This is a genomic window from Streptomyces sp. NPDC059897, assembly GCF_042730865.1.
GTDB lineage: Bacteria > Actinomycetota > Actinomycetes > Streptomycetales > Streptomycetaceae > Streptomyces.
The window spans coordinates 7,646-25,043 of sequence record NZ_JBHWKQ010000072.1; the positions used below are offsets into that span (position 1 = coordinate 7,646).

At 72.6% G+C, this 17,398-nt stretch carries 16 protein-coding genes; 4 read left to right on the forward strand and 12 right to left on the reverse strand.

What is annotated here, in order from left to right; translation table 11 throughout:
* Positions 1–369: 369 nt before the first annotated feature.
* On the reverse strand, positions 370–1,014 hold the full coding sequence (locus tag ACFV9W_RS38335; RefSeq protein ID WP_385770612.1) for a TetR/AcrR family transcriptional regulator: 645 nt from the start codon (positions 1,012–1,014) through the stop codon (positions 370–372).
* A gap of 120 nt (positions 1,015–1,134) precedes the next feature.
* On the opposite strand from ACFV9W_RS38335, the gene ACFV9W_RS38340 reads away from it, so the two are divergent.
* A complete protein-coding gene (locus ACFV9W_RS38340; RefSeq protein WP_385770614.1) occupies positions 1,135–1,929 on the forward strand; it encodes an SDR family NAD(P)-dependent oxidoreductase in 795 nt (264 codons plus the stop codon).
* On the opposite strand, the gene ACFV9W_RS38345 is transcribed toward ACFV9W_RS38340, so the two are convergent.
* On the reverse strand, positions 1,923–2,915 hold the full coding sequence (locus tag ACFV9W_RS38345) for a GlxA family transcriptional regulator (protein WP_385770616.1): 993 nt from the start codon (positions 2,913–2,915) through the stop codon (positions 1,923–1,925). The genes ACFV9W_RS38340 and ACFV9W_RS38345 overlap by 7 nt on opposite strands.
* A gap of 94 nt (positions 2,916–3,009) precedes the next feature.
* On the opposite strand from ACFV9W_RS38345, the gene ACFV9W_RS38350 reads away from it, so the two are divergent.
* Positions 3,010–3,603 carry a cysteine hydrolase family protein gene (locus ACFV9W_RS38350; RefSeq protein WP_385770618.1) on the forward strand — a complete coding sequence of 198 codons (594 nt, stop codon included), beginning with the start codon at positions 3,010–3,012 and terminating at the stop codon, positions 3,601–3,603.
* 3 nt (positions 3,604–3,606) lie between these two features.
* Here ACFV9W_RS38350 and ACFV9W_RS38355 read toward each other — a convergent pair whose 3' ends face one another.
* A complete protein-coding gene (locus tag ACFV9W_RS38355) occupies positions 3,607–4,803 on the reverse strand; it encodes a MarP family serine protease (protein ID WP_385770620.1) in 1,197 nt (398 codons plus the stop codon).
* Between the two features lie 93 nt (positions 4,804–4,896).
* Between ACFV9W_RS38355 and ACFV9W_RS38360 the strand changes: the two genes are divergently transcribed.
* Positions 4,897–5,706, forward strand: coding sequence for a peptidoglycan recognition protein (locus tag ACFV9W_RS38360; protein ID WP_385770622.1), 810 nt, complete (start codon positions 4,897–4,899; stop codon positions 5,704–5,706).
* A 9-nt stretch (positions 5,707–5,715) separates the two neighbouring features.
* Here ACFV9W_RS38360 and ACFV9W_RS38365 read toward each other — a convergent pair whose 3' ends face one another.
* From ACFV9W_RS38365 to ACFV9W_RS38375, 3 genes are all read right to left on the reverse strand, one after another.
* Positions 5,716–7,062 (reverse strand): hypothetical protein, encoded by a 1,347-nt coding sequence (locus tag ACFV9W_RS38365; protein WP_385770624.1) that lies wholly within the window; start codon positions 7,060–7,062, stop codon positions 5,716–5,718.
* Positions 7,063–7,079: 17 nt separating this feature from the next.
* The gene (locus ACFV9W_RS38370) at positions 7,080–8,228 is read right to left on the reverse strand and encodes a PP2C family protein-serine/threonine phosphatase (RefSeq protein ID WP_385770626.1); all 1,149 of its coding nucleotides are present in this window, start codon (positions 8,226–8,228) and stop codon (positions 7,080–7,082) included.
* 91 nt (positions 8,229–8,319) lie between these two features.
* Positions 8,320–8,820 (reverse strand): GNAT family N-acetyltransferase, encoded by a 501-nt coding sequence (locus tag ACFV9W_RS38375; protein WP_385770628.1) that lies wholly within the window; start codon positions 8,818–8,820, stop codon positions 8,320–8,322.
* Between the two features lie 32 nt (positions 8,821–8,852).
* Between ACFV9W_RS38375 and ACFV9W_RS38380 the strand changes: the two genes are divergently transcribed.
* The gene (locus ACFV9W_RS38380) at positions 8,853–9,740 is read left to right on the forward strand and encodes a TIGR01777 family oxidoreductase (RefSeq protein WP_385770630.1); all 888 of its coding nucleotides are present in this window, start codon (positions 8,853–8,855) and stop codon (positions 9,738–9,740) included.
* A gap of 175 nt (positions 9,741–9,915) precedes the next feature.
* Here the strand turns inward: ACFV9W_RS38380 and ACFV9W_RS38385 are convergent, their stop codons facing one another.
* The 6 genes from ACFV9W_RS38385 to sucB all read right to left on the reverse strand — a co-directional run.
* Entirely contained in the window at positions 9,916–10,431 is a 516-nt protein-coding gene (locus ACFV9W_RS38385) for a DUF4240 domain-containing protein (RefSeq protein ID WP_385770642.1), read from the reverse strand.
* Between the two features lie 96 nt (positions 10,432–10,527).
* The gene (locus tag ACFV9W_RS38390; RefSeq protein WP_385770632.1) at positions 10,528–11,508 is read right to left on the reverse strand and encodes a helix-turn-helix transcriptional regulator; all 981 of its coding nucleotides are present in this window, start codon (positions 11,506–11,508) and stop codon (positions 10,528–10,530) included.
* A 56-nt stretch (positions 11,509–11,564) separates the two neighbouring features.
* Positions 11,565–12,329, reverse strand: coding sequence for a VOC family protein (locus tag ACFV9W_RS38395; RefSeq protein ID WP_385770634.1), 765 nt, complete (start codon positions 12,327–12,329; stop codon positions 11,565–11,567).
* 136 nt (positions 12,330–12,465) lie between these two features.
* On the reverse strand, positions 12,466–15,171 hold the full coding sequence (gene aceE, locus ACFV9W_RS38400) for a pyruvate dehydrogenase (acetyl-transferring), homodimeric type (RefSeq protein WP_385770636.1): 2,706 nt from the start codon (positions 15,169–15,171) through the stop codon (positions 12,466–12,468).
* Between the two features lie 235 nt (positions 15,172–15,406).
* Positions 15,407–16,030 (reverse strand): GntR family transcriptional regulator, encoded by a 624-nt coding sequence (locus tag ACFV9W_RS38405; RefSeq protein WP_385770638.1) that lies wholly within the window; start codon positions 16,028–16,030, stop codon positions 15,407–15,409.
* A 264-nt stretch (positions 16,031–16,294) separates the two neighbouring features.
* A partial coding sequence (gene sucB, locus ACFV9W_RS38410) for a 2-oxoglutarate dehydrogenase, E2 component, dihydrolipoamide succinyltransferase (protein WP_385770640.1) occupies positions 16,295–17,398 on the reverse strand: 1,104 nt, incomplete at its 5' end.

The window sequence follows — 17,398 nt, forward strand, 5'->3', positions numbered from 1 at the left end:
GTCGGTTGCCCGTCCCTGCGTCTCCGCCCGGGGTGCGTCCCGGGTGTGTGTGCGGCGCCCTCGCCGCCGGTGCCCTCGCGGCCCCTGTCTCCTCGCTCGTCGGTTGCCCGTCCCTGCGTCTCCGCCCGGGGTGCGTCCCGGGTGTGTGTGCGGCGCCCTCGCCGCCGGTGCCCTCGCGGCCCCTGTCTCCTCGCCCGTCGGTTGCCCGGCCCCGCGCCGCCACCCGGAACCCGTCGAGGGCGTGCGCGACGACCCCGCGGTCAGCGCCCTGCGGCCCCTGCCTACTCGACCGTCAGCCGTCCGTCAGCCGTCCGTCAGCCGTCCGTCAGCCGTCCGTCAGCCGTCCGTCAGCCGTCCGTCAGTCGTCCGTCAGCCGCCCGTCCCCGGCGCCAGCCGGCGCATGCCCCGGATCGCCAGGGAGGCGGGGGAGCCAGGGCCGGAGGTGTCGGCGTCCGTCGTGGACCAGAGTTCCAGGGCCACCCGGATCGCGTCGGTCGCCGCGGCGGCCGTCAGGCGTGTCTCCAGGGGGTCGGCGCCGGGGCCCGCGAGGTCGGTCACGACCGCGAGCAGCTTCTCCTCCGACTCCTGGTTGACCCGGTACCAGACGGCGCGCAGCGCCGGGTCGTCCTGGGCCGCGCGCAACAGGGTCCGGGTGCCCTCCAGCGCCTCCTCCGCCGCCGCGTCCGGGGGCGAGAGCGTCGCCGCCGCGGCCGATTCGAGGGCCTGCTGCAGCGGGGTGCCCGGCACCGTCGCGGCCAGCTGCTCGCGCCAGCGGTCGCCGCCCGACGCGAGCAGCGGGCCCACGGCGTCCTGCTTGTTGCGGAAGTAGCGGTAGAAGGTGCGCAGCGCGACCCCGGCGCCGCGCGCGATCTCCTCGGCCGTGGTGGCGTCGGGTCCCTTCTCGGTGAACAGCTCCATCGCCGCGCGGGCGATGTCGAGCTGGGTCGCCGCCTTGCGGCGGTCGGTCAGCGAGGGCTGCGCAGGCGGCGAAGCGGGTGTCGTGGGCTCGTTCACCCGACGAAGCGTAGCCGCACCGGGAATGAAATGGCACGAAACGCCGTTATGGCAAAACGTGCCACCGAAGCGTACGGTGAGCAGCGTGCGAGGACGCACACAGGAACGTAAGGAGTCGTCATGAACCGCCTGAATCGCTACGAAGGACGCCGTGCACTGGTCACCGGTGGCGGGTCCGGCATCGGCCAGGCCACCGTGCTGCGCATGCTGGCGGAGGGCGGCCGGGTCGTCGCCGCCGACGTCAGTGACGCGGGCCTCCAGGACACCGTGAGCAAGGCGGGTGCCGACGCCGAGCGGCTCACCACCGTCGTCGTGAACATCGCCGACGAGGCGTCCGTGCGGGAGGCCGTCGCCACCGCCGTACAGGCGCTCGGCGGGCTCGACGTACTGGTCAACGCCGCCGGCATCCTGCGCTCCTCGCACACCGAGAAGACGACGCTCGCCGAGTTCAACCAGGTGCTCGCGGTCAACCTCACCGGCACCTTCCTGATGATCCGTGAGTCCATACCGACGCTGCTGCGGGGCGAGGCCCCCGCCGTCGTCAACTTCAGTTCCACGTCCGCGATGTTCGCCCACCCGTACATGGCGGCGTACGCGGCGAGCAAGGGCGGCATCCAGTCCATGACGCACGCGCTGGCCGCCGAGTACAGCAAGCAGGGCGTCCGGTTCACCGCCGTGCAGCCCGGCTCCATCGCGTCCGGCATGACCGACGGCTCTGGGGAGAGCAAGCAGAGTCAGGGTCCCGGCCTGCCCGAGGACACCGACTGGAGCCTGTTCGCGAAGCTGTCGCCCGGCCTTGGTGACGGGTTCGCCGGGCCCGAGGCCGTGGCCGGCGTCGTCGCGATGCTGGCCTCCGAGGACGGCAAGTTCATCACCGGTACGGAGATCCGTATCGACGGCGGCACCCACTACTGAGCCGCCGGGACCACCCTGAAGCGGTGCCGGTATGCCGTCGGTGTCGTGTCGAGCCGGCGGCGAAAGGCCCGCACCAAGGTGTCCGTCGTGCCGAAACCGCAGGTGGCGGCGATCCGGTCCAGCGTGTCGTCGGAGGATTCGAGGCGCTGGCGGGCCCGTTCGACACGCGCCGACTCGACGTACGCGCTCGGTGTCGTGCCCAGTTCGGACTTGAAGATCCGGGTGAGCTGGCGCTCGCTTACATGGGCGTGCGCCGCGAGGTCCGCGACGGTGAGCGGCTCGCCGAGATTCCGGGTGATGTGCTGGCGCAGGTCCTCCACGCGCCGGGTCGTGGAGGCCTGCGCCAGCGGCACGCTGAACTGGCTCTGGCCGCTCGGCCGCTTCAGGTACATCACCAGCTGCCGCGCCACCCGCAGCGCCGTCGGCTCGCCGAGGTCGTCCGCGACCAGGGCGAGCGACAGGTCGAGGCAGGAGCTGATCCCGGCGCCCGTCCAGATGTCTCCCTCGCGGATGAAGATCGGGTCGGGGTCGACGTCGATCTCCGGGTGCTCGTCCGCCAGTTGGCGCGCGGTCGACCAGTGCGTGGTGGCGCGCCGCCCGTCGAGCAGCCCGGCCGCCGCGAGCAGATGCGCCCCGACGCAGACCGACGCGACACGGCGGGCCCGCCCGGCGAGCGTCCGCACCCGGTCGACGACGGCGGGTTCCGCGAGGGCCCGTACCCCGCGCTCCGCGTCGGCCTCGACCGAGCCCGGCACCAGGAGGGTGTCGATGGCCAGGCGGGCCGCGTCGTCGAAGGTGACGTCGGGCAGGACGCGTACGCCCGCGGACGTCGTGACGGGGTCCAGGGTCTCGGCGGCGAGCAGGACTCGGTAACCGGTGTCGCCCTCGCGTCTCACCAGCGCGAACACCTCGGGCGGGCCCGTGACGTCGAGCGTGTCGACCCCGTCGAAGAGGACGATGACGACGAGCCGTTCGGTCTCGCTCACAGGGGCCCCTCTCACCACTCTCGCGACGGCGTGTCCGAATCTGCATGTTAGCCGTCATTGCCGACACGGCCGCCGCGCTCGTAGCGTTCCAGGCATGCCAACAACGACTCTGCGCACCCTCAACGGCCTCGACGAGACGCCCGCCTCGCTCTCCGGCGCGACGCTGATCCTGGTCGACTACCAGAACACGTACACCCGCGGCGTGATGGAGCTGGCGGGCTGGCGGAGCGCCCTCGACAACGCCGCCGAACTCCTCGCCCGCGCCCGCGCGGCGGGCTCGACCGTCGTCCACGTGCAGCACGGCGGCGGCGAGGGCTCCGCGTACGACGTCCGCGCCGAGATCGGGGCGATCCACCCCGACGTCGCGCCGGTCGAGGGCGAGGCCGTCGTGGTCAAGCCCGCCCCGGACTCCTTCGTCGGCACCGACCTCGGCAAGATCGTCGACGCCGCGGGCCACCAGGACGTCATCGTGATCGGGTTCATGTCGCACATGTGCGTGCAGTTCACGGCGCAGGGCGCGTTCCTGCGCGGCAACCGGCCCACCGTGGTCGCCGACGCCTGCGCCACGCGGCCCCTGACCTCGGTCGGCGGCGTCGAGCTGCCCGCCGAGCAGGTGCACCTCGGGGCGATGGCGACGATCACCGACCTGTACGGGGTCGTCGTGCCGACCGGCGCCGCCCTCTCCTGACCCCTAGGACTGGACGAGCCGACCCGTGTCCACCGGCGTCGTGGCGGAAGCCGCGCGCCGCGCGTCGGAGGACACCTCGTCCGCCGTCAGGACGTAACCCGTCCCGTCGTCCGTCGTGGAGCGGGCGAACACCACTCCGTACACCTCGCCGTCCGTGTCGAGGAGCGGGCCGCCGGAGTTGCCGGGCAGGACCGTGGAGCGGATCGAGTAGATGTCGCGCGTGACGTTCCCGGAGCCGTAGATGTCCTGGCCCGCCGCCTTGATCGTGTCGTCCACGGTGGCGGCCTGGACGTCGAGCCCGCCGTTCTGCGGGTAGCCCGCGACCACGGCGGCGTCGCCGCGCCCGGCCGAGTCGTCGAAGCGCAGCGACGGCGCGTCGAGCCCGGGGACGTACAGGACCGCCACGTCCTTGTCGGGGTCGAAGAGGACGACCTTCGCCTCGTGCGCCTCGCCGGTGCCGCCCACCCGCACCGTCGGGTCGTCGATGCCCGCGACCACATGCGCGTTCGTCATGACGTGCTCGGAGCTGTACACGAAACCGCTGCCCTCGCGGCCCTGGGTGCCGGACGCGCCCTCCACCTTGACGCTGCTGCGCTGCGCCGCCGCGGTCGCCTTCGCCGTCACGCTGTCCCCCGACGGCTTGGCCACCTTGGCGGGCGGTTCGCTCGCGAACGGGTCGAAGACCTGCGGGAAGCCCGCGGAGGTGAGCGCCCCCGTGGCCTGCGAGAACCAGGACGGGGTCGTCGACGGCATGGTGTGCTGCACCGCGCCGAGCACCGAGGAGTTACGGATCGCCTGGTTGAGGACCGTGGAGGAGGAGGCGACGAGGACGCTGCCCGCCACCCACGCCACCACCAGGGCGGCCACCGCGGTCGCCGCGCCGCCGCCCACCCCGTCTGCCACGCGCAGCGGCCCCGGCGCGTGCGACATGCCGCCGCGCACCCGCGCAGCGAGCAGCCCGGCGAGCCCGTGCCCCGCGACCGCAGGTACGAGCACCGTGAGCACGGCGACGACCGTGGCCGACGTGGTGCCCGGCGTGACCGTCTCCATCAGGTACGGCAGCAGCCATACGCCGACGGCCGCGCCGCCCACGAACCCGGCCAGCGAGACACAGCCCGCGAGCAGTCCGCGCCGGTAGCCCGACACGGCGTAGGCGAGGGCCACCACGAGCAGCAGCACGTCGAGTAGGTGGAGGTCCATACCGGTAAGAAACGCCCAGCCGCCCCCGATGGTTCCGCCACCTGGCCCACTGTGGCTGACCGCACAGGGCGTGTCGGGCCCAGGGTGGGAGGCGTGCATGTCGTACGGAGAAGGTTGCGCTGGCTGCCCGGAGCCCTGGCCATCGGGCTGCTACTGCTGTGTGCCGCGACGGTCGACCGGCCCGGGCCCGGGCGCTTCGCGGCCACCGCCCGCGGCGAGCTGCCGGCCTCCGCGGTGCCGGCGGAACGGATCGCGACCGTGGGCGGCCGGGCAGCGGCGGCGCGCCCCAGGATCGTGCCGCGCGCCCGGTGGCTCGCGGGCTCGGAGACGTACCACCGCGACCCGGTCCGCTACGGCGACCGTGTCCGGGCCGTCTTCCTGCACCACACCGACTCGCCGAACGACTACGACTGCGCGGACGTGCCGCGCATCATCCGCTACCTGTACGCGGGCCAGGCGGGCGGCGGCGCCTCGGGCGGCAAGGAGTGGGACGACATCGGCTACAACTTCCTCGTCGACCGCTGCGGGAACGTCTACGAGGGGCGCGCGGGCGGCGTCGCCCGGCCCGTCGTCGGCGCCCACACGCAGGGCTTCAACCGGAACACGGCGGGGATCGCCGCGATCGGCACGTTCACCGAGGGCACTCCGGTGCCGAAGGCGATGACCGACGCGATCGCCGCCGTCTCCGCCTGGAAGCTGGGCCTGTCCGGGATCGACCCGCGCTCCCGGGTGCGCCTGGTGTCCAGCAACGACCTGGCCCGCTACCGGACGGGCACGGCCCACAAGTTCTCCGTGATCTCGGGCCACCGCGACGGCTACGAGACGTTCTGCCCCGGCCTCGCCCTGATGGGGAAGCTGCCCGAGATCAGGGAGAGGGCCGCGGCCCTCCAGAACCGCCGGTAGCGCGCATCCCTACGCGGGCTTGAGCGTGCCGCCGCCCTCCAGCTGGTACTTCTTCCCGTGCAGGTCCGGGCTCGACGCCTTGTCGTACGTCACCGTGCGGCCGTTGCCCACGATCACGTCGGAGACCTTCGCCCCGTCGGCCAGCGTGATGCTCTTGAGCCGCGAGTCCCCGGACACCGACCACTGGGCCTTCGGGCCGAGCGTCAGCGACGCCGCGCCCACGATCTTGCCGTCCAGGTCGGTGGAGCCCTTCAGGTCGAGGGTGGCGGAGGAGCCCTTCTCCACGGCCACGCTGCCCTTCAGCTTCTCGCCGTTCGCGGTGAACGCCGCCGTCCCCCCGCCTGTGACCCGCAGCAGCTTGCCGTCCTTCGTCTGCACGTCGGCGTCGCCGCCCAACTCGATGTCGGCGTCGGCCTGCCGGACCGAGAAGATGTCACCGTCGGAGGCCTGCACCGCCCCGCCGGTCATCCGGAACGAGGTCTCGCCGTCGCCGCGGAGCACGACACCGCCCGCCGCCGCGGACGCCCGGACGTCCTTCAGGGACAGCGAACCCCCGGCCTCCACGGTGAACGCCTCCGAGTTGGCCAGGTCGAACAGTGTCTGCGCCAGGGACACGTCGCCCGCCGTCTGCACGCCGGGGGAGCCGCAGCCCGCCGAGGTCATGGTGCCGCCGGACACCGTGACCTTCCCGCCACCGGGCCCCACGGCGATCGGGGCCGCCTGCGCGGCCGCCGTGTCGATCTCCACGTACGTCAGGTCCAGCTCGCCGCCGTGCGAGGCCGCCACACCGTGCGAGGAGGCGCCGTGGGTACGGATGCCGGTCGAGCTGAGCGTGGCCTTCGAGCCCTCGCCCGAGGCGAAGACACCGATCGCGCCCTTGTTCCGGGTGGACATCCGGCCGCCGGACATCGTGAGCGTGCCGCCGTCGCGGGCCAGCGCCGCCGCGTTGAGGCCGTGCCCGTCGGACGCGGTGACGGACGAGGTACCGCCGTGCTTGATGAATTTCCCGTCGCGCGTCCTCAGCTTCCCCGAACCGGTCACGAGCAGCGCGGACTCGTCCGTCTTCGTCGTCTTGAACTCCTTCTGGGCCTTCGCCTTCACGGTCTTGTCGTCGACCGTGTACGCGGACGTCGCGCGGGGCTTCGCGTCCGGGCCGTGGTCGTCGGCGGACCGGTCCGTCGCACAGCGGGCACCGCTCGCCGTCGCGGCGGGCGAGGCCGTGGGCGGCGGATTGGTCGCCCCGTCGTCGTCGGAACAGGCGGACAACGAGGTGACGGCGAGCGGCAGCAGCAGTACGGAGGCGGTGGCCGCGGCTCGGCGGTGTCCCTTGCGGCGCGGGAGTCCCGGGTTCTTCATGCGCCTACGTTCACACCTCACGCCTCGCGAGGCACGTCCGGGGTCCGCGTGGCGTCAGGAGCGGCCACGAGAGGAGCGAAGACGAGCAGCGTCAGATCGTCCCTGACCGCCCCCGCGAACCGGATGACGTCCCGCCACACCGCGTCGGTGAGCCCCGCCGGATCCTCGCCCGCGAACTGCGGCAGCCGCTCGGCCAGCGGATAGAAATCCCCGTCCCGGTTCCGCGCCTCCGTCACCCCGTCCGTCGGCGCGATCAGCCGGTCACCGGGCCGCAGCTCGACCGTGAGCCGCTCCGGTGGCGCGAGCTCCGCGAGACCGAGGCCGAGCGGCGCGCCCGACGGCACCTCCAGCTCGGTCACCCGCCCCTCCCGCAACAGCAGCGGGTGCGGGTGGCCGCAACTGATGAGGCGTACGACGGGCGCCTCGCCGGGGGAGGCGTCGGGGAATTCGAGCAGCACCGCCGTCGCGAACAGCTCCGCGTGCTCGTCCTCCGACGTGTCCACCACGAGCCGCCGGTCGAGCCGCGCCGCCACGCCCTCCAGGTCCGGCTGGTCGAGCACCGCCTCCCGGAAGGCGCCGAGCAGCCCCGCGACCGTGCCCACCGCCGACAGACCGTGCCCCTGTACGTCGCCGACGACGGCCCGTACGCCCGTCGGGCCCTTGCGCACGTCGAAGAGGTCGCCGCCGACCAGGGCGCCGCGGTGCGCGGCCCGGTACAGGCCCGCGCAGCGCACGGCGCCGACCCGCTCGGGCAGCGGCGGAAGCACCGCGAACTGGGCGGCCTCGGCGACCGTGCGCACCGTGACCAGCTGCTCGTCCCTGCGCCTGCGCACCAGGGCGATCGCCGTGCTGAGCACCGCGACGAGACCCACCGTCAGCACGTCGCTGTCGCCGGGGCGCCCGAATCCTGTGCGGGGCAGTTCGAGGAGCAGGAGGACGAAGCCGCCGTACAGGGCCGTGGCCACGGGACCGTACGACAGCGCGGCGAGCGGCGGGATGGCCGCGAGCGGGAACGCCAGCTCGAACCGGTATCCCGTGGGGGCCTGCAGCGCGTACAGGATCACGAGCAGCCCGATCGGCAGCCACCGCACCCAGCGCGGCGGCGGCGCACCGCGCAGCCAGGCGCGCTCCGCCTCGTCCCTGCGGCGCGCCACGGGCCAGCTCATGGGGGCTACGGCTCCCTTCGCGCCGGGGGTGTCATCTCACCCTGCAACGAGTCGCCGCCCGTCGCACGCCGTGACCGCGCCGCGACAGGGTCTAGAGGGGCTGTCCCATCAGCACGTCGTCCACGTACGCCCCGTCGAGCTGGATCTCCTCAGGCAGCACGCCCTCGACGACGAAGCCCTCCGCCTCGTACAGCTTCCGCGCCGGGGTGTTGTGGCCGAGGACGCGCAGCGTGATCCGGCGCGCGCCCTGCCGCCGCGCCAGCTCGATCGCGCCCCGCACCAGGGCCTGGCCGACACCACGCCTGCGGGCCGCTTCGGCGACCGTGAGGCCCAGGATCTGCCGCACGTGCGCGGTGGACTCCAGGGGCGTGGGGAGACCGAGCCGGACATAGCCCACGGCCCGGCCGTCGAGCTCGGCGACGAGGTGGTCGCGCGGGCCGAAGCGCTCGTTGAAGAACGGCGACGGCTCCGGGGGAAGCGGCTGCACCGCGTGCAGATACGACCAGGTGTCCCGGTCGAGGCGGTCGAGCGCCGCCGCGTCCTCGGGGACGGCGAAACGTATGTGGGCCGCGGAACCCTCAGGGGCTGACATGCGGACGACTGTACGGCGGGCAGGATGGGCCCATGACACGTTTTGCGGTGGCGGGCGCCTCAGGACTCATCGGATCGGCCCTGGTCCGGTCCCTGACGGACGACGGGCACGACGTATGCCGCCTGGTGCGGCGCGCCCCACGGGCGCCGGACGAGGCCCGCTGGGATCCCAAGGAGGGGTACGTCGACACGTCGCGGCTCGCCGGCTGCGAGGGGATCGTCAACCTCGCGGGGGCCGGGGTCGGCGACCACCGGTGGACGGCCGCGTACAAGCGGGAGATCCGTGACAGCCGGGTGCTTGGCACGCAGACGCTCGCGCGGGCGGCGGCCGGGCTCGACACGCCGCCCCGTGTCTTCCTCAACGGCAGTGCGGTCGGCTACTACGGCGACACGGGCACCCGCACCGTCGACGAGACCGCTCAGGCCGGGGACGGGTTCCTGCCGTCGGTGTGCGTCGAGTGGGAGGCCGCGGCGGCGCCCGCGCACCAGGCGGGGATCCGCACGGTGTTCGCGCGGACGGGGCTCGTCGTGGCCCGCGGCGGGGGTGCGTGGGGCAAGCTGTTCCCGCTGTTCAAGGCGGGGCTCGGCGGGCGGATGGGGGACGGGCGGCAGTACTGGTCGTTCATCGCGCTCGCCGATCATGTGGCGGCGCTGCGGCACCTCCTGGACACGGACGACCTGGCCGGTCCCGTGAACCTGACGGCGCCGCAGCCCGCGACGAACCGGGAGGTGACGGAGGCGATGGGGCGGGTGCTGCGGCGGCCCGCGGTGCTGCCGGTGCCGTCCCTCGCCCTGCGTGCGGTGCTGGGGGAGATGGCGGGGGACGTTCTCGGGTCGACGCGGGCGGTGCCCACGCGGTTGCTGGAGTCCGGCTTCGAGTTCGCCCACCCGGGGGTGGACCAGGCGATCCGGGCGGCGTGAGGCCACACGGCCCTACGCCACGGGGCTCCGCCCCGGCCCCCGCGCCTCAATCGCCGGCGGGGCTTGATAGTGCCGACTGAGCCTTGGGCAATCTGCCGCCTTGGGCGGCAGGGTGGGCAAGGCGGCCCCCGGTGCCGCGCATCGATCACGACAGGGCCCGGCGGCGGTGCCGCAATTACCCGAACCGCGCCGTCAGCCGGGGGTACGTCCGGCCCATCACCCCGTCGTCCTCGAAGTCCAGAGGCGTGCCCTCCGGTTCCGGGGGCGCGGGGGCGAGGCCCAGGTCCGGGGCGACCACCCCGGTCAGCTGTTCGTACGCCTCGTCCGCCGCGTAGCCGATCTCCTCGCCGTCCCCGTCCGCCTCGTCGTCGAACTCGTCGAGGAGTTCGGCCAGCGAGTCGGGGTCGTGCAGCGCGCCCTCGAAGACCTCCCGGCCCTGGCCGATCAGCCAGCACCGGAAGTAGTCGAAGGCGTCGTCGCTCGCCCCGTCGAGCAGCACCCACGCCGCGCCCCAAAGGTCCCACCGGTACGCCCGGTTGTACCGGGACTCGAAGTGCCGGGCGAAGTCGAGCACGAAGTCCGGATCGGAGCGCAGCAAACGCTCGACGAGCAGCTCGGCGTGGTCCTCGGGGTCGCCGCCCGCGGCCTCACGCGTACTGTCCACGATCTCCCAGAACTCGGTCTCGTCCATCACGGGACCAGCATCGGCCCTGTACCGATGGGGCGCACGCCGAGCGCCCGAGCTGCTCCACTTCGTTATGCATGCACATGCCGAGGGCACGACCCGTCAGCCGTACCACCCCCGCATCCGCCGCGCGGCCAGCGCGAACCGCTCCCGCAGCGCCTCGGGGGCCACCACCTCCGCCTCCGGGCCGAGCGCCATGAGCTGGGTGTACGCCACGTCCTGCGACTCGACCGGCAGCGTCACCGTCGTCCGCCCCTCCGCGTCCACCGACCCCGCCGACTCCAGGGCCTCGCGCGCGGACGCCTGATCCGTCGCGTACGGCAGTTGACGGACGCCCGCGGGGGTGAGCCGCACGACGACCTCCGCCCGCAGCAGTGCCCGCGCGAACTGCGCCGCCCGCTCCTCCCAGAACGCCGGCAGGTCGAACGCGTCGTCCCCCTCGGCCCGCCCGAACCGCTCCTCGCCCGGCGTCACCGCCGTGAACCGGTCGACCCGGTACACCCGGAACGTGCCCGCCCCGCGCACCGCCGCCGCCAGATACCAGACGCCCGCCTTGAGCACGAGCCCGTACGGCTCCAACTCCCGCTCCACATCGGTGTCCTGGCGGCGGTACGCCACCCGGACCACCCGGTCCTCCCACACCGCCTCCGCGATCGCGGGCAGCAGCGCGGGCGTCTCCTGCTCCTTGAACCAGCCCGGAGCGTCCAGGTGGAACCGCTGCGCCGCCGTCCGCGGCGCGTCCCGCAGGGAGGGCAGCAGCGCCGCCGACACCTTCAGATGCGCCGCCGACGCCGCGTCCTCCAGGCCCATCTCCCGCAGCGCCCCCGGCACCCCCGAGAGGAACAGCGCCTCCGCCTCGCCGCGCGCGAGCCCCGTGAGCCGCGTGCGGTACCCGCCGATCAGCCGGTACCCGCCGGCCCGCCCCCGGTCCGCGTACACCGGAACCCCGGCCTCCGACAGGGCCTGCGCGTCCCGCGTCACCGTCCGCTCGGACACCTCCAGCTCGCGCGCCAGCTCGGCCGCGGTCATGGACGGCCGGGACTGGAGCAACAGCACCATCTTGATCAGGCGGGCAGCACGCATACCGACATCATGAACCGCCCCACTGACAACCGACCCGGCTCAGACGGCGCGGTGGGTCACGCCGCGAAGCGCATCACCGAGAACGCGGCGCCCTGCGGATCCGCGAGCATCGCGAACCGGCCCGGCGGGATCGTCGTGGGCGCCACCAGGACCTGCCCGCTCAGCTCCGTGCAGCGCTCCGCCACCGCGTCCGGATCGTCCACGGCCACGTACAGATTCCAGTACGAGGGCACCTCGGGCGGGAACTGACCGGTCGACATGTCGACCATGCCGCCGAAGGGCTCGTCGGCGACGGACCACTCCGTGTAGCCCTCGTTGCGCCGCGCGCCCCAGCCGAGCACCGACTGGTAGAAGTCCACCGCGCCCGCCCCGTCCCGCGTGAGCAGCTCGAACCAGGTGAAGCTGCTCGGCACGTTCACCACCTCGAACCCGGCGTGCTCCTGCGGCTCCCACAGGCCGAACGGCGCGCCCGCCGGATCCTGGCAGACCGCGAGCCTGCCCTCCTCCTCGACGCCGATCGGGCCCGAGACGACCCGGCCGGCGTTGCCGCGCACGCGCGCGGTGACCGCGTCGATGCCGCTGGACTGGAAGTACGGCAGCCAGGCCGCGGGCTGCCCGGGACGCAGCACCGGGCCGACCCCCGCCACCTTCGGCCCGTCCGGGCTGTCGAGCGAGAACCTGCCGTGCCCGCCCACCGTGGGGTCGTCGCTGGAGCGCGTGCGCCAGCCGAACAGGGCCTCGTAGAAGTACCGGGACGCCTCCGGTTCGGTGGTCGACAGCTCGGCCCAGCAGGGCGCGGAGGGAGTCTTGGAGATCTTCATGTGGAGGTACGCCTCCCAAGACGGCGAACGGACGCGAACGGGTCCCCGGAGCGGACGCGTCCATTCACGCACGCGTGCCCCGCCCCGGCAATCGGGACGGGGCACGCACACGTACCTCGATGCTGCTCAGCAGGCCTTACAGGCCGTAGCGCTCGCGCGCCTCCTTCACGGCCGTCGCCTTGACCTCGCCGCGGCGGGCCAGCTGGGCGAGGGCCGCGACGACGATCGACTCGGCGTCGACGCCGAAGTGGCGGCGGGCGTCCTCACGGGTGTCCGAGAGGCCGAAGCCGTCGGCACCGAGCGAGGTGTAGTCCTGCTCGACCCACTGCGCGATCTGGTCGGGGACCTGACGCATGTAGTCGGACACGGCCAGGACCGGGCCCTCGGCGCCGGCCAGCGCCTGGCGGACGAACGGCACGCGCTCCTCACCGTCCAGGAGCGCCTCGTCGGCCTCCAGGGCGTCGCGGCGCAGCTCGGTCCAGGAGGTCGCGGACCACACGTCGGCGGCCACGCCCCAGTCCTCGGCGAGCAGCTGCTGCGCCTTGAGCGCCCAGTGGATCGCCGTGCCGGAACCGATGAGGTTGGTGCGCGGGGCGTTCGCCGCCGCCACGTCCACACCGGCGGTCTCCGCCGTGTTGAAGCGGTAGAGGCCCTTGATGATGGCCTCGTCGAGACCGTCCACGGCCGGCTTGGCCGGCTGCGGCATCGGCTCGTTGTAGACCGTCAGGTAGTAGAAGACGTCCTGGTCCTCGCCCGGCTTGGCCTCGCCGTACATGCGGCGCAGGCCCTCCTTCATGATCACGGCGATCTCGTAGGCGAACGCCGGGTCGTAGGAGAGGGCCGCCGGGTTGGTGGCCGCGATCATCGGCGAGTGACCGTCCGCGTGCTGCAGACCCTCACCCGTCAGCGTCGTACGACCGGCGGTGGCGCCGACGACGAAGCCGCGGCCCATCTGGTCGGCGAGCTGCCAGAACTGGTCGCCCGTGCGCTGCCAGCCGAACATCGAGTAGAAGATGTACAGCGGGATCATCTGCTCGCCGTGCGTCGAGTACGACGTGGCGGCGGCGATGAAGTCGGCGAGCGAACCGGCCTCGTTGATCCCCTCGTTGAGGATCTGGCCGGACTCGGACTCCTTGTAGTACATGAGCTGGTCGCGGTCGACCGGGTCGTACGTCTGGCCCTTGGGCGAGTACAGACCGAGCGACGGGAACAGCGACTCCATGCCGAAGGTGCGCGCCTCGTCGGGAATGATCGGCACCCAGCGCTTGCCGGACGTCTTGTCCCGTACGAGGTCCTTCAGGAGCCGTACGAGCGCCATCGTGGACGCCACGGACTGCGAGCCGGAGCCCTTGTCGAACGAGGCGAAGGCCTTGTCCGCGGGGGCGGGCAGCGGCGCGAGCGGCTGCGTACGGCGGGCCGGGGCGGGGCCACCGAGGGCGGCGCGACGCTCGGCGAGGTAGCGCAGCTCGGGGGAGCCCTCCGCGGGACGGGCGTACGGGACGACGCCGTCCTCGAATTTGCTGTCCGGGATCGGGAGGTCAAGGAGGTCACGCATGTCCTTGAACTCGTCGTTCGTCAGCTTCTTCATCTGGTGGTTGGCGTTCTTGGACTCGAAGCCCTTGCCGAGCGTGAAGCCCTTCACCGTCTGCGTCAGGATGACGGTCGGCTTGCCCTTGTGCTCGACGGCCGCCTTGTACGCCGCGTACACCTTGCGGGGCTCGTGGCCACCGCGCGAGGTGTGGAAGCACTCGGAGATCTTGTCGTCGGACAGCACCTTGGCGAGCTCGACGAGCGCCGGGTCCGTGCCGAAGAAGTTCTCGCGGATGTAGGCCACGTCGCGGGTCTGGTACGTCTGGAACTGGGCGTCCGGGACCTCGCGCAGGCGGCGCAGCAGGGCGCCGGTGGTGTCGAGCTGGAAGAGCTCGTCCCAGGCGTTGCCCCACATGGACTTGATGACGTTCCAGCCGGAGCCGCGGAACTGGGCCTCCAGCTCCTGCACCACGCGGAAGTTCGGACGGACCGGGCCGTCCAGGCGCTGCAGGTTGCAGTTGATGACGAAGGTCAGGTTGTCCAGACCCTCGCGGGCGGCGAGCGTGAGCGCCGAGGTCGACTCGGGCTCGTCCATCTCGCCGTCGCCGAGGAACGCCCAGACGTGCGAGTTCGACGTGTCCTTGATCTTCCGCGCCGACAGGTAGCGGTTGAACCGCGCCTGGTAGATCGCGGAGAGCGGGCCGAGGCCCATGGACACGGTCGGGAACTCCCACAGCCAGGGCAGGCGGCGCGGGTGCGGGTACGACGGCAGGCCGTTGCCCCCCGCCTCGCGGCGGAAGTTGTCGAGCTGCTGCTCGGAGAGGCGGCCGTCGAGGAAGGCGCGGGCGTAGATGCCCGGCGAGGCGTGGCCCTGGATGTAGAGCTGGTCGCCCGAGCCGTCGCCCTCCTTGCCGCGGAAGAAGTGGTTGAAGCCGGTCTCGTACAGCCAGGCCGCCGAGGCGAAGGTGGCGATGTGGCCGCCGACGCCGTGCTTCGAACCACGGGTCACCATCGCGGCCGCGTTCCAGCGGTTGTACGCGGTGATCTTCGCTTCCATCTCCTCGTCGCCCGGGAACTCCGGCTCGGCGGCGGTGGGGATGGAGTTGAGGTATTCCGTCTCAAGAAGCTTCGGCAGCGCCAGGCCGCCCGCTTCGGCGCCCTCCAGCGTCCGCCGCATGAGGTACGCGGCGCGGTGTGGCCCGGCCGCCTTGGTAACGGCGTCCAGGGAGGCCCGCCATTCGGCGGTCTCCTCGGGGTCACGGTCCGGGAGCTGGTCGAGCTCGCTCGGCTGGATGCGCATGGGGTCGGTCATAGTCGCCGCACGCCTTCCTGAGTCGAAGGGGGTGGGGTGGGGGTGCCCTTTGTCTTTGGCAGGACAGGGCGAGGTCCCGGTGGGGACCCATCCGGGACTGTAACTCCCTGATCGATGATCGATCAAAGGATTCACCCGCAAAATCTCTTCAGATCGAGAAAGTCGGCACAGGGTGTCGCCGGAATTCCTCGCTCAGGGCACGCAGTGCCTGGTCAGAGAAGCGGACGGTGACCCCTCATGCGCGCGGCGCACACCCCAGGACGTGCGCCTTCACGAGGGCCGCGATCTCCGGGTCGCGGCGCCGGAACGCGGCGACGAGGTCGGCGTGCTCCTCCGCGTACGACTGCTGCACCGTGCCCAGCCAGCGGATGGACAGCGCGGTGAAGACCTCGATGCCGAGCCCCTCCCACGTGTGCAGCAGCACGGAATTGTCCGCCGCCCGCACCAGCGCCCGGTGGAACGCCACCGTGTGCCGCACCTGGGCGGTCCCGTCCGCCTCCTGGTCGGCCCTGTAGAGGGCCTCCACGTGGGGCTCCAGGGCCGAGCAGTCCTCGGCGAGGCGCCCGGCCGCCAGCTCCGCCGCGATGGCCTCCAGGCCCGCCCTGACGGGGTAGGACTCCTCCAGGTCCGCCGCCGAGAGGTTCCGGACCCGCACGCCCTTGTTCGGCGCCGACTCGATCAGCCGCAGCGACTCCAGCTCCCGCAGGGCCTCCCGCACCGGGGTCTGGGAGACCTCCAGCTCGGTCGCGATCCGGCGCTCCACGATGCGCTCGCCCGGCTTCCAGCGTCCGCTGACGATCCCCTCGACGATGTGCTCGCGGATCTGATCGCGAAGCGAGTGGACGACGGGCGCGGTCATGGGGGCTCCTTGGCAGGGTGGACCCGGTGGGTCGGCGGGGACCCTTAGACAATACGGCCGCCGCCCTGGCCAGGCGGGGTGCGGCCGCGCATGCGACGGGTGATGCCGGTTACAGAGAGCGTTTGTCGGGGGCGGGCTGCGGAAGGTCGGGGGCGGACTACAGAAGGGGGTGCCCGCCCGGGCGTGCGGCTACGCACGCGCGCGTACGACGGCGCCCCCGACCGGAAGTCTCCGGTCGGGGGCGCCGTCGTGCACCTGCTGTCTTTACAGACCGAGCTCGGCGGTGAACTCGCCGGCCTCGAGGATCTGCTTGACCGTCGTCAGGTAGCGGGCGGCGTCCGCGCCGTCCACCAGACGGTGGTCGTAGGAGAGCGTCACGTACGTCATGTCACGGACGGCGATGGTGTCGCCGAGCTCCGGGTCGGAGATGACGACCGGGCGCTTGACCGTGGCGCCGATGCCCAGGATGGCGACCTGGTTCGGCGGGACGATGACGGTGTCGAAGAGGGCGCCGCGCGATCCCGTGTTGGAGATCGTGAAGGTCGCGCCGGACAGGTCGTCCGGGGCGATCTTGTTCGTGCGGACCTTGTCGGCCAGCTCGGCGGTCTTCTTGGCGATGCCCGCGATGTTGAGGTCACCCGCGCCCTTGATGACCGGGGTCATCAGGCCCTTCTCCGAGTCGACGGCGATGCCGACGTTCTCGGAGTCGAAGTAGGTGATGGTGCCCTCGTCGTAGTTCAGGCGCGCGTTGATGACCGGGTGGGCCTTCAGCGCCTGGACGGCGGCCTTGACGAAGAACGGCATCGGGGAGAGCTTGACGCCCTCACGCGCGGCGAACCCGTTCTTGGCCTTGTTGCGGAGCTTCATCAGCTTGGTGATGTCGACCTCGATGACCGAGGACAGCTGAGCCTGCTCCTGCAGCGCCTTGTGCATGTTGTCCGCGATGGCCTTGCGGATGCGCGGCAGCTTGACCGTCTGGCCACGCAGCGGCGAGGCCTCGATCGACGGGGCCTTCGGCGCGGCGGCGGCGGCGGCCGGGGCGGCCGGAGCCTGGGCCTTGGCGGCCTCGGCGGCGGCGGTCACGTCCTGCTTGCGGATGCGGCCACCGACGCCGGTGCCCTTGACCGTGGACAGGTCGACGCCGTGCTCGGAGGCGAGCTTGCGCACCAGCGGGGTCACGTAGGCGCCCTCGTCGGCCGGGGTGACCGGCGCGGCGGGGGAGGCCGGAGCGGCCGGGGCGACCGGAGCCGGAGCGGCCGGCGCGGGGGCCGGGGCGGCCGGGGCGGCGGGGGCGGCCGGTGCCGGGTTGCGGTGCGGGCCGGGGCGTCGAGGGCGGGCCAGGGGTCGGGAACGCACAGTTCCTTTGCG

Bases quoted from the DNA above. Each gene is read 5' to 3' on its own strand.
- ACFV9W_RS38340 (WP_385770614.1), top strand. From the start codon at position 1,135: ATGAACCGCCTGAATCGCTACGAAGGACGCCGTGCACTGGTCACCGGT.
- ACFV9W_RS38350 (WP_385770618.1), top strand. From the start codon at position 3,010: ATGCCAACAACGACTCTGCGCACCCTCAACGGCCTCGACGAGACGCCC.
- ACFV9W_RS38355 (WP_385770620.1), bottom strand. From the start codon at position 4,803: ATGGACCTCCACCTACTCGACGTGCTGCTGCTCGTGGTGGCCCTCGCC.
- ACFV9W_RS38365 (WP_385770624.1), bottom strand. From the start codon at position 7,062: ATGAAGAACCCGGGACTCCCGCGCCGCAAGGGACACCGCCGAGCCGCG.
- ACFV9W_RS38370 (WP_385770626.1), bottom strand. From the start codon at position 8,228: ATGAGCTGGCCCGTGGCGCGCCGCAGGGACGAGGCGGAGCGCGCCTGG.
- ACFV9W_RS38375 (WP_385770628.1), bottom strand. From the start codon at position 8,820: ATGTCAGCCCCTGAGGGTTCCGCGGCCCACATACGTTTCGCCGTCCCC.
- ACFV9W_RS38380 (WP_385770630.1), top strand. From the start codon at position 8,853: ATGACACGTTTTGCGGTGGCGGGCGCCTCAGGACTCATCGGATCGGCC.
- ACFV9W_RS38385 (WP_385770642.1), bottom strand. From the start codon at position 10,431: ATGGACGAGACCGAGTTCTGGGAGATCGTGGACAGTACGCGTGAGGCC.
- ACFV9W_RS38390 (WP_385770632.1), bottom strand. From the start codon at position 11,508: ATGCGTGCTGCCCGCCTGATCAAGATGGTGCTGTTGCTCCAGTCCCGG.
- ACFV9W_RS38395 (WP_385770634.1), bottom strand. From the start codon at position 12,329: ATGAAGATCTCCAAGACTCCCTCCGCGCCCTGCTGGGCCGAGCTGTCG.
- aceE (WP_385770636.1), bottom strand. From the start codon at position 15,171: ATGACCGACCCCATGCGCATCCAGCCGAGCGAGCTCGACCAGCTCCCG.
- ACFV9W_RS38405 (WP_385770638.1), bottom strand. From the start codon at position 16,030: ATGACCGCGCCCGTCGTCCACTCGCTTCGCGATCAGATCCGCGAGCAC.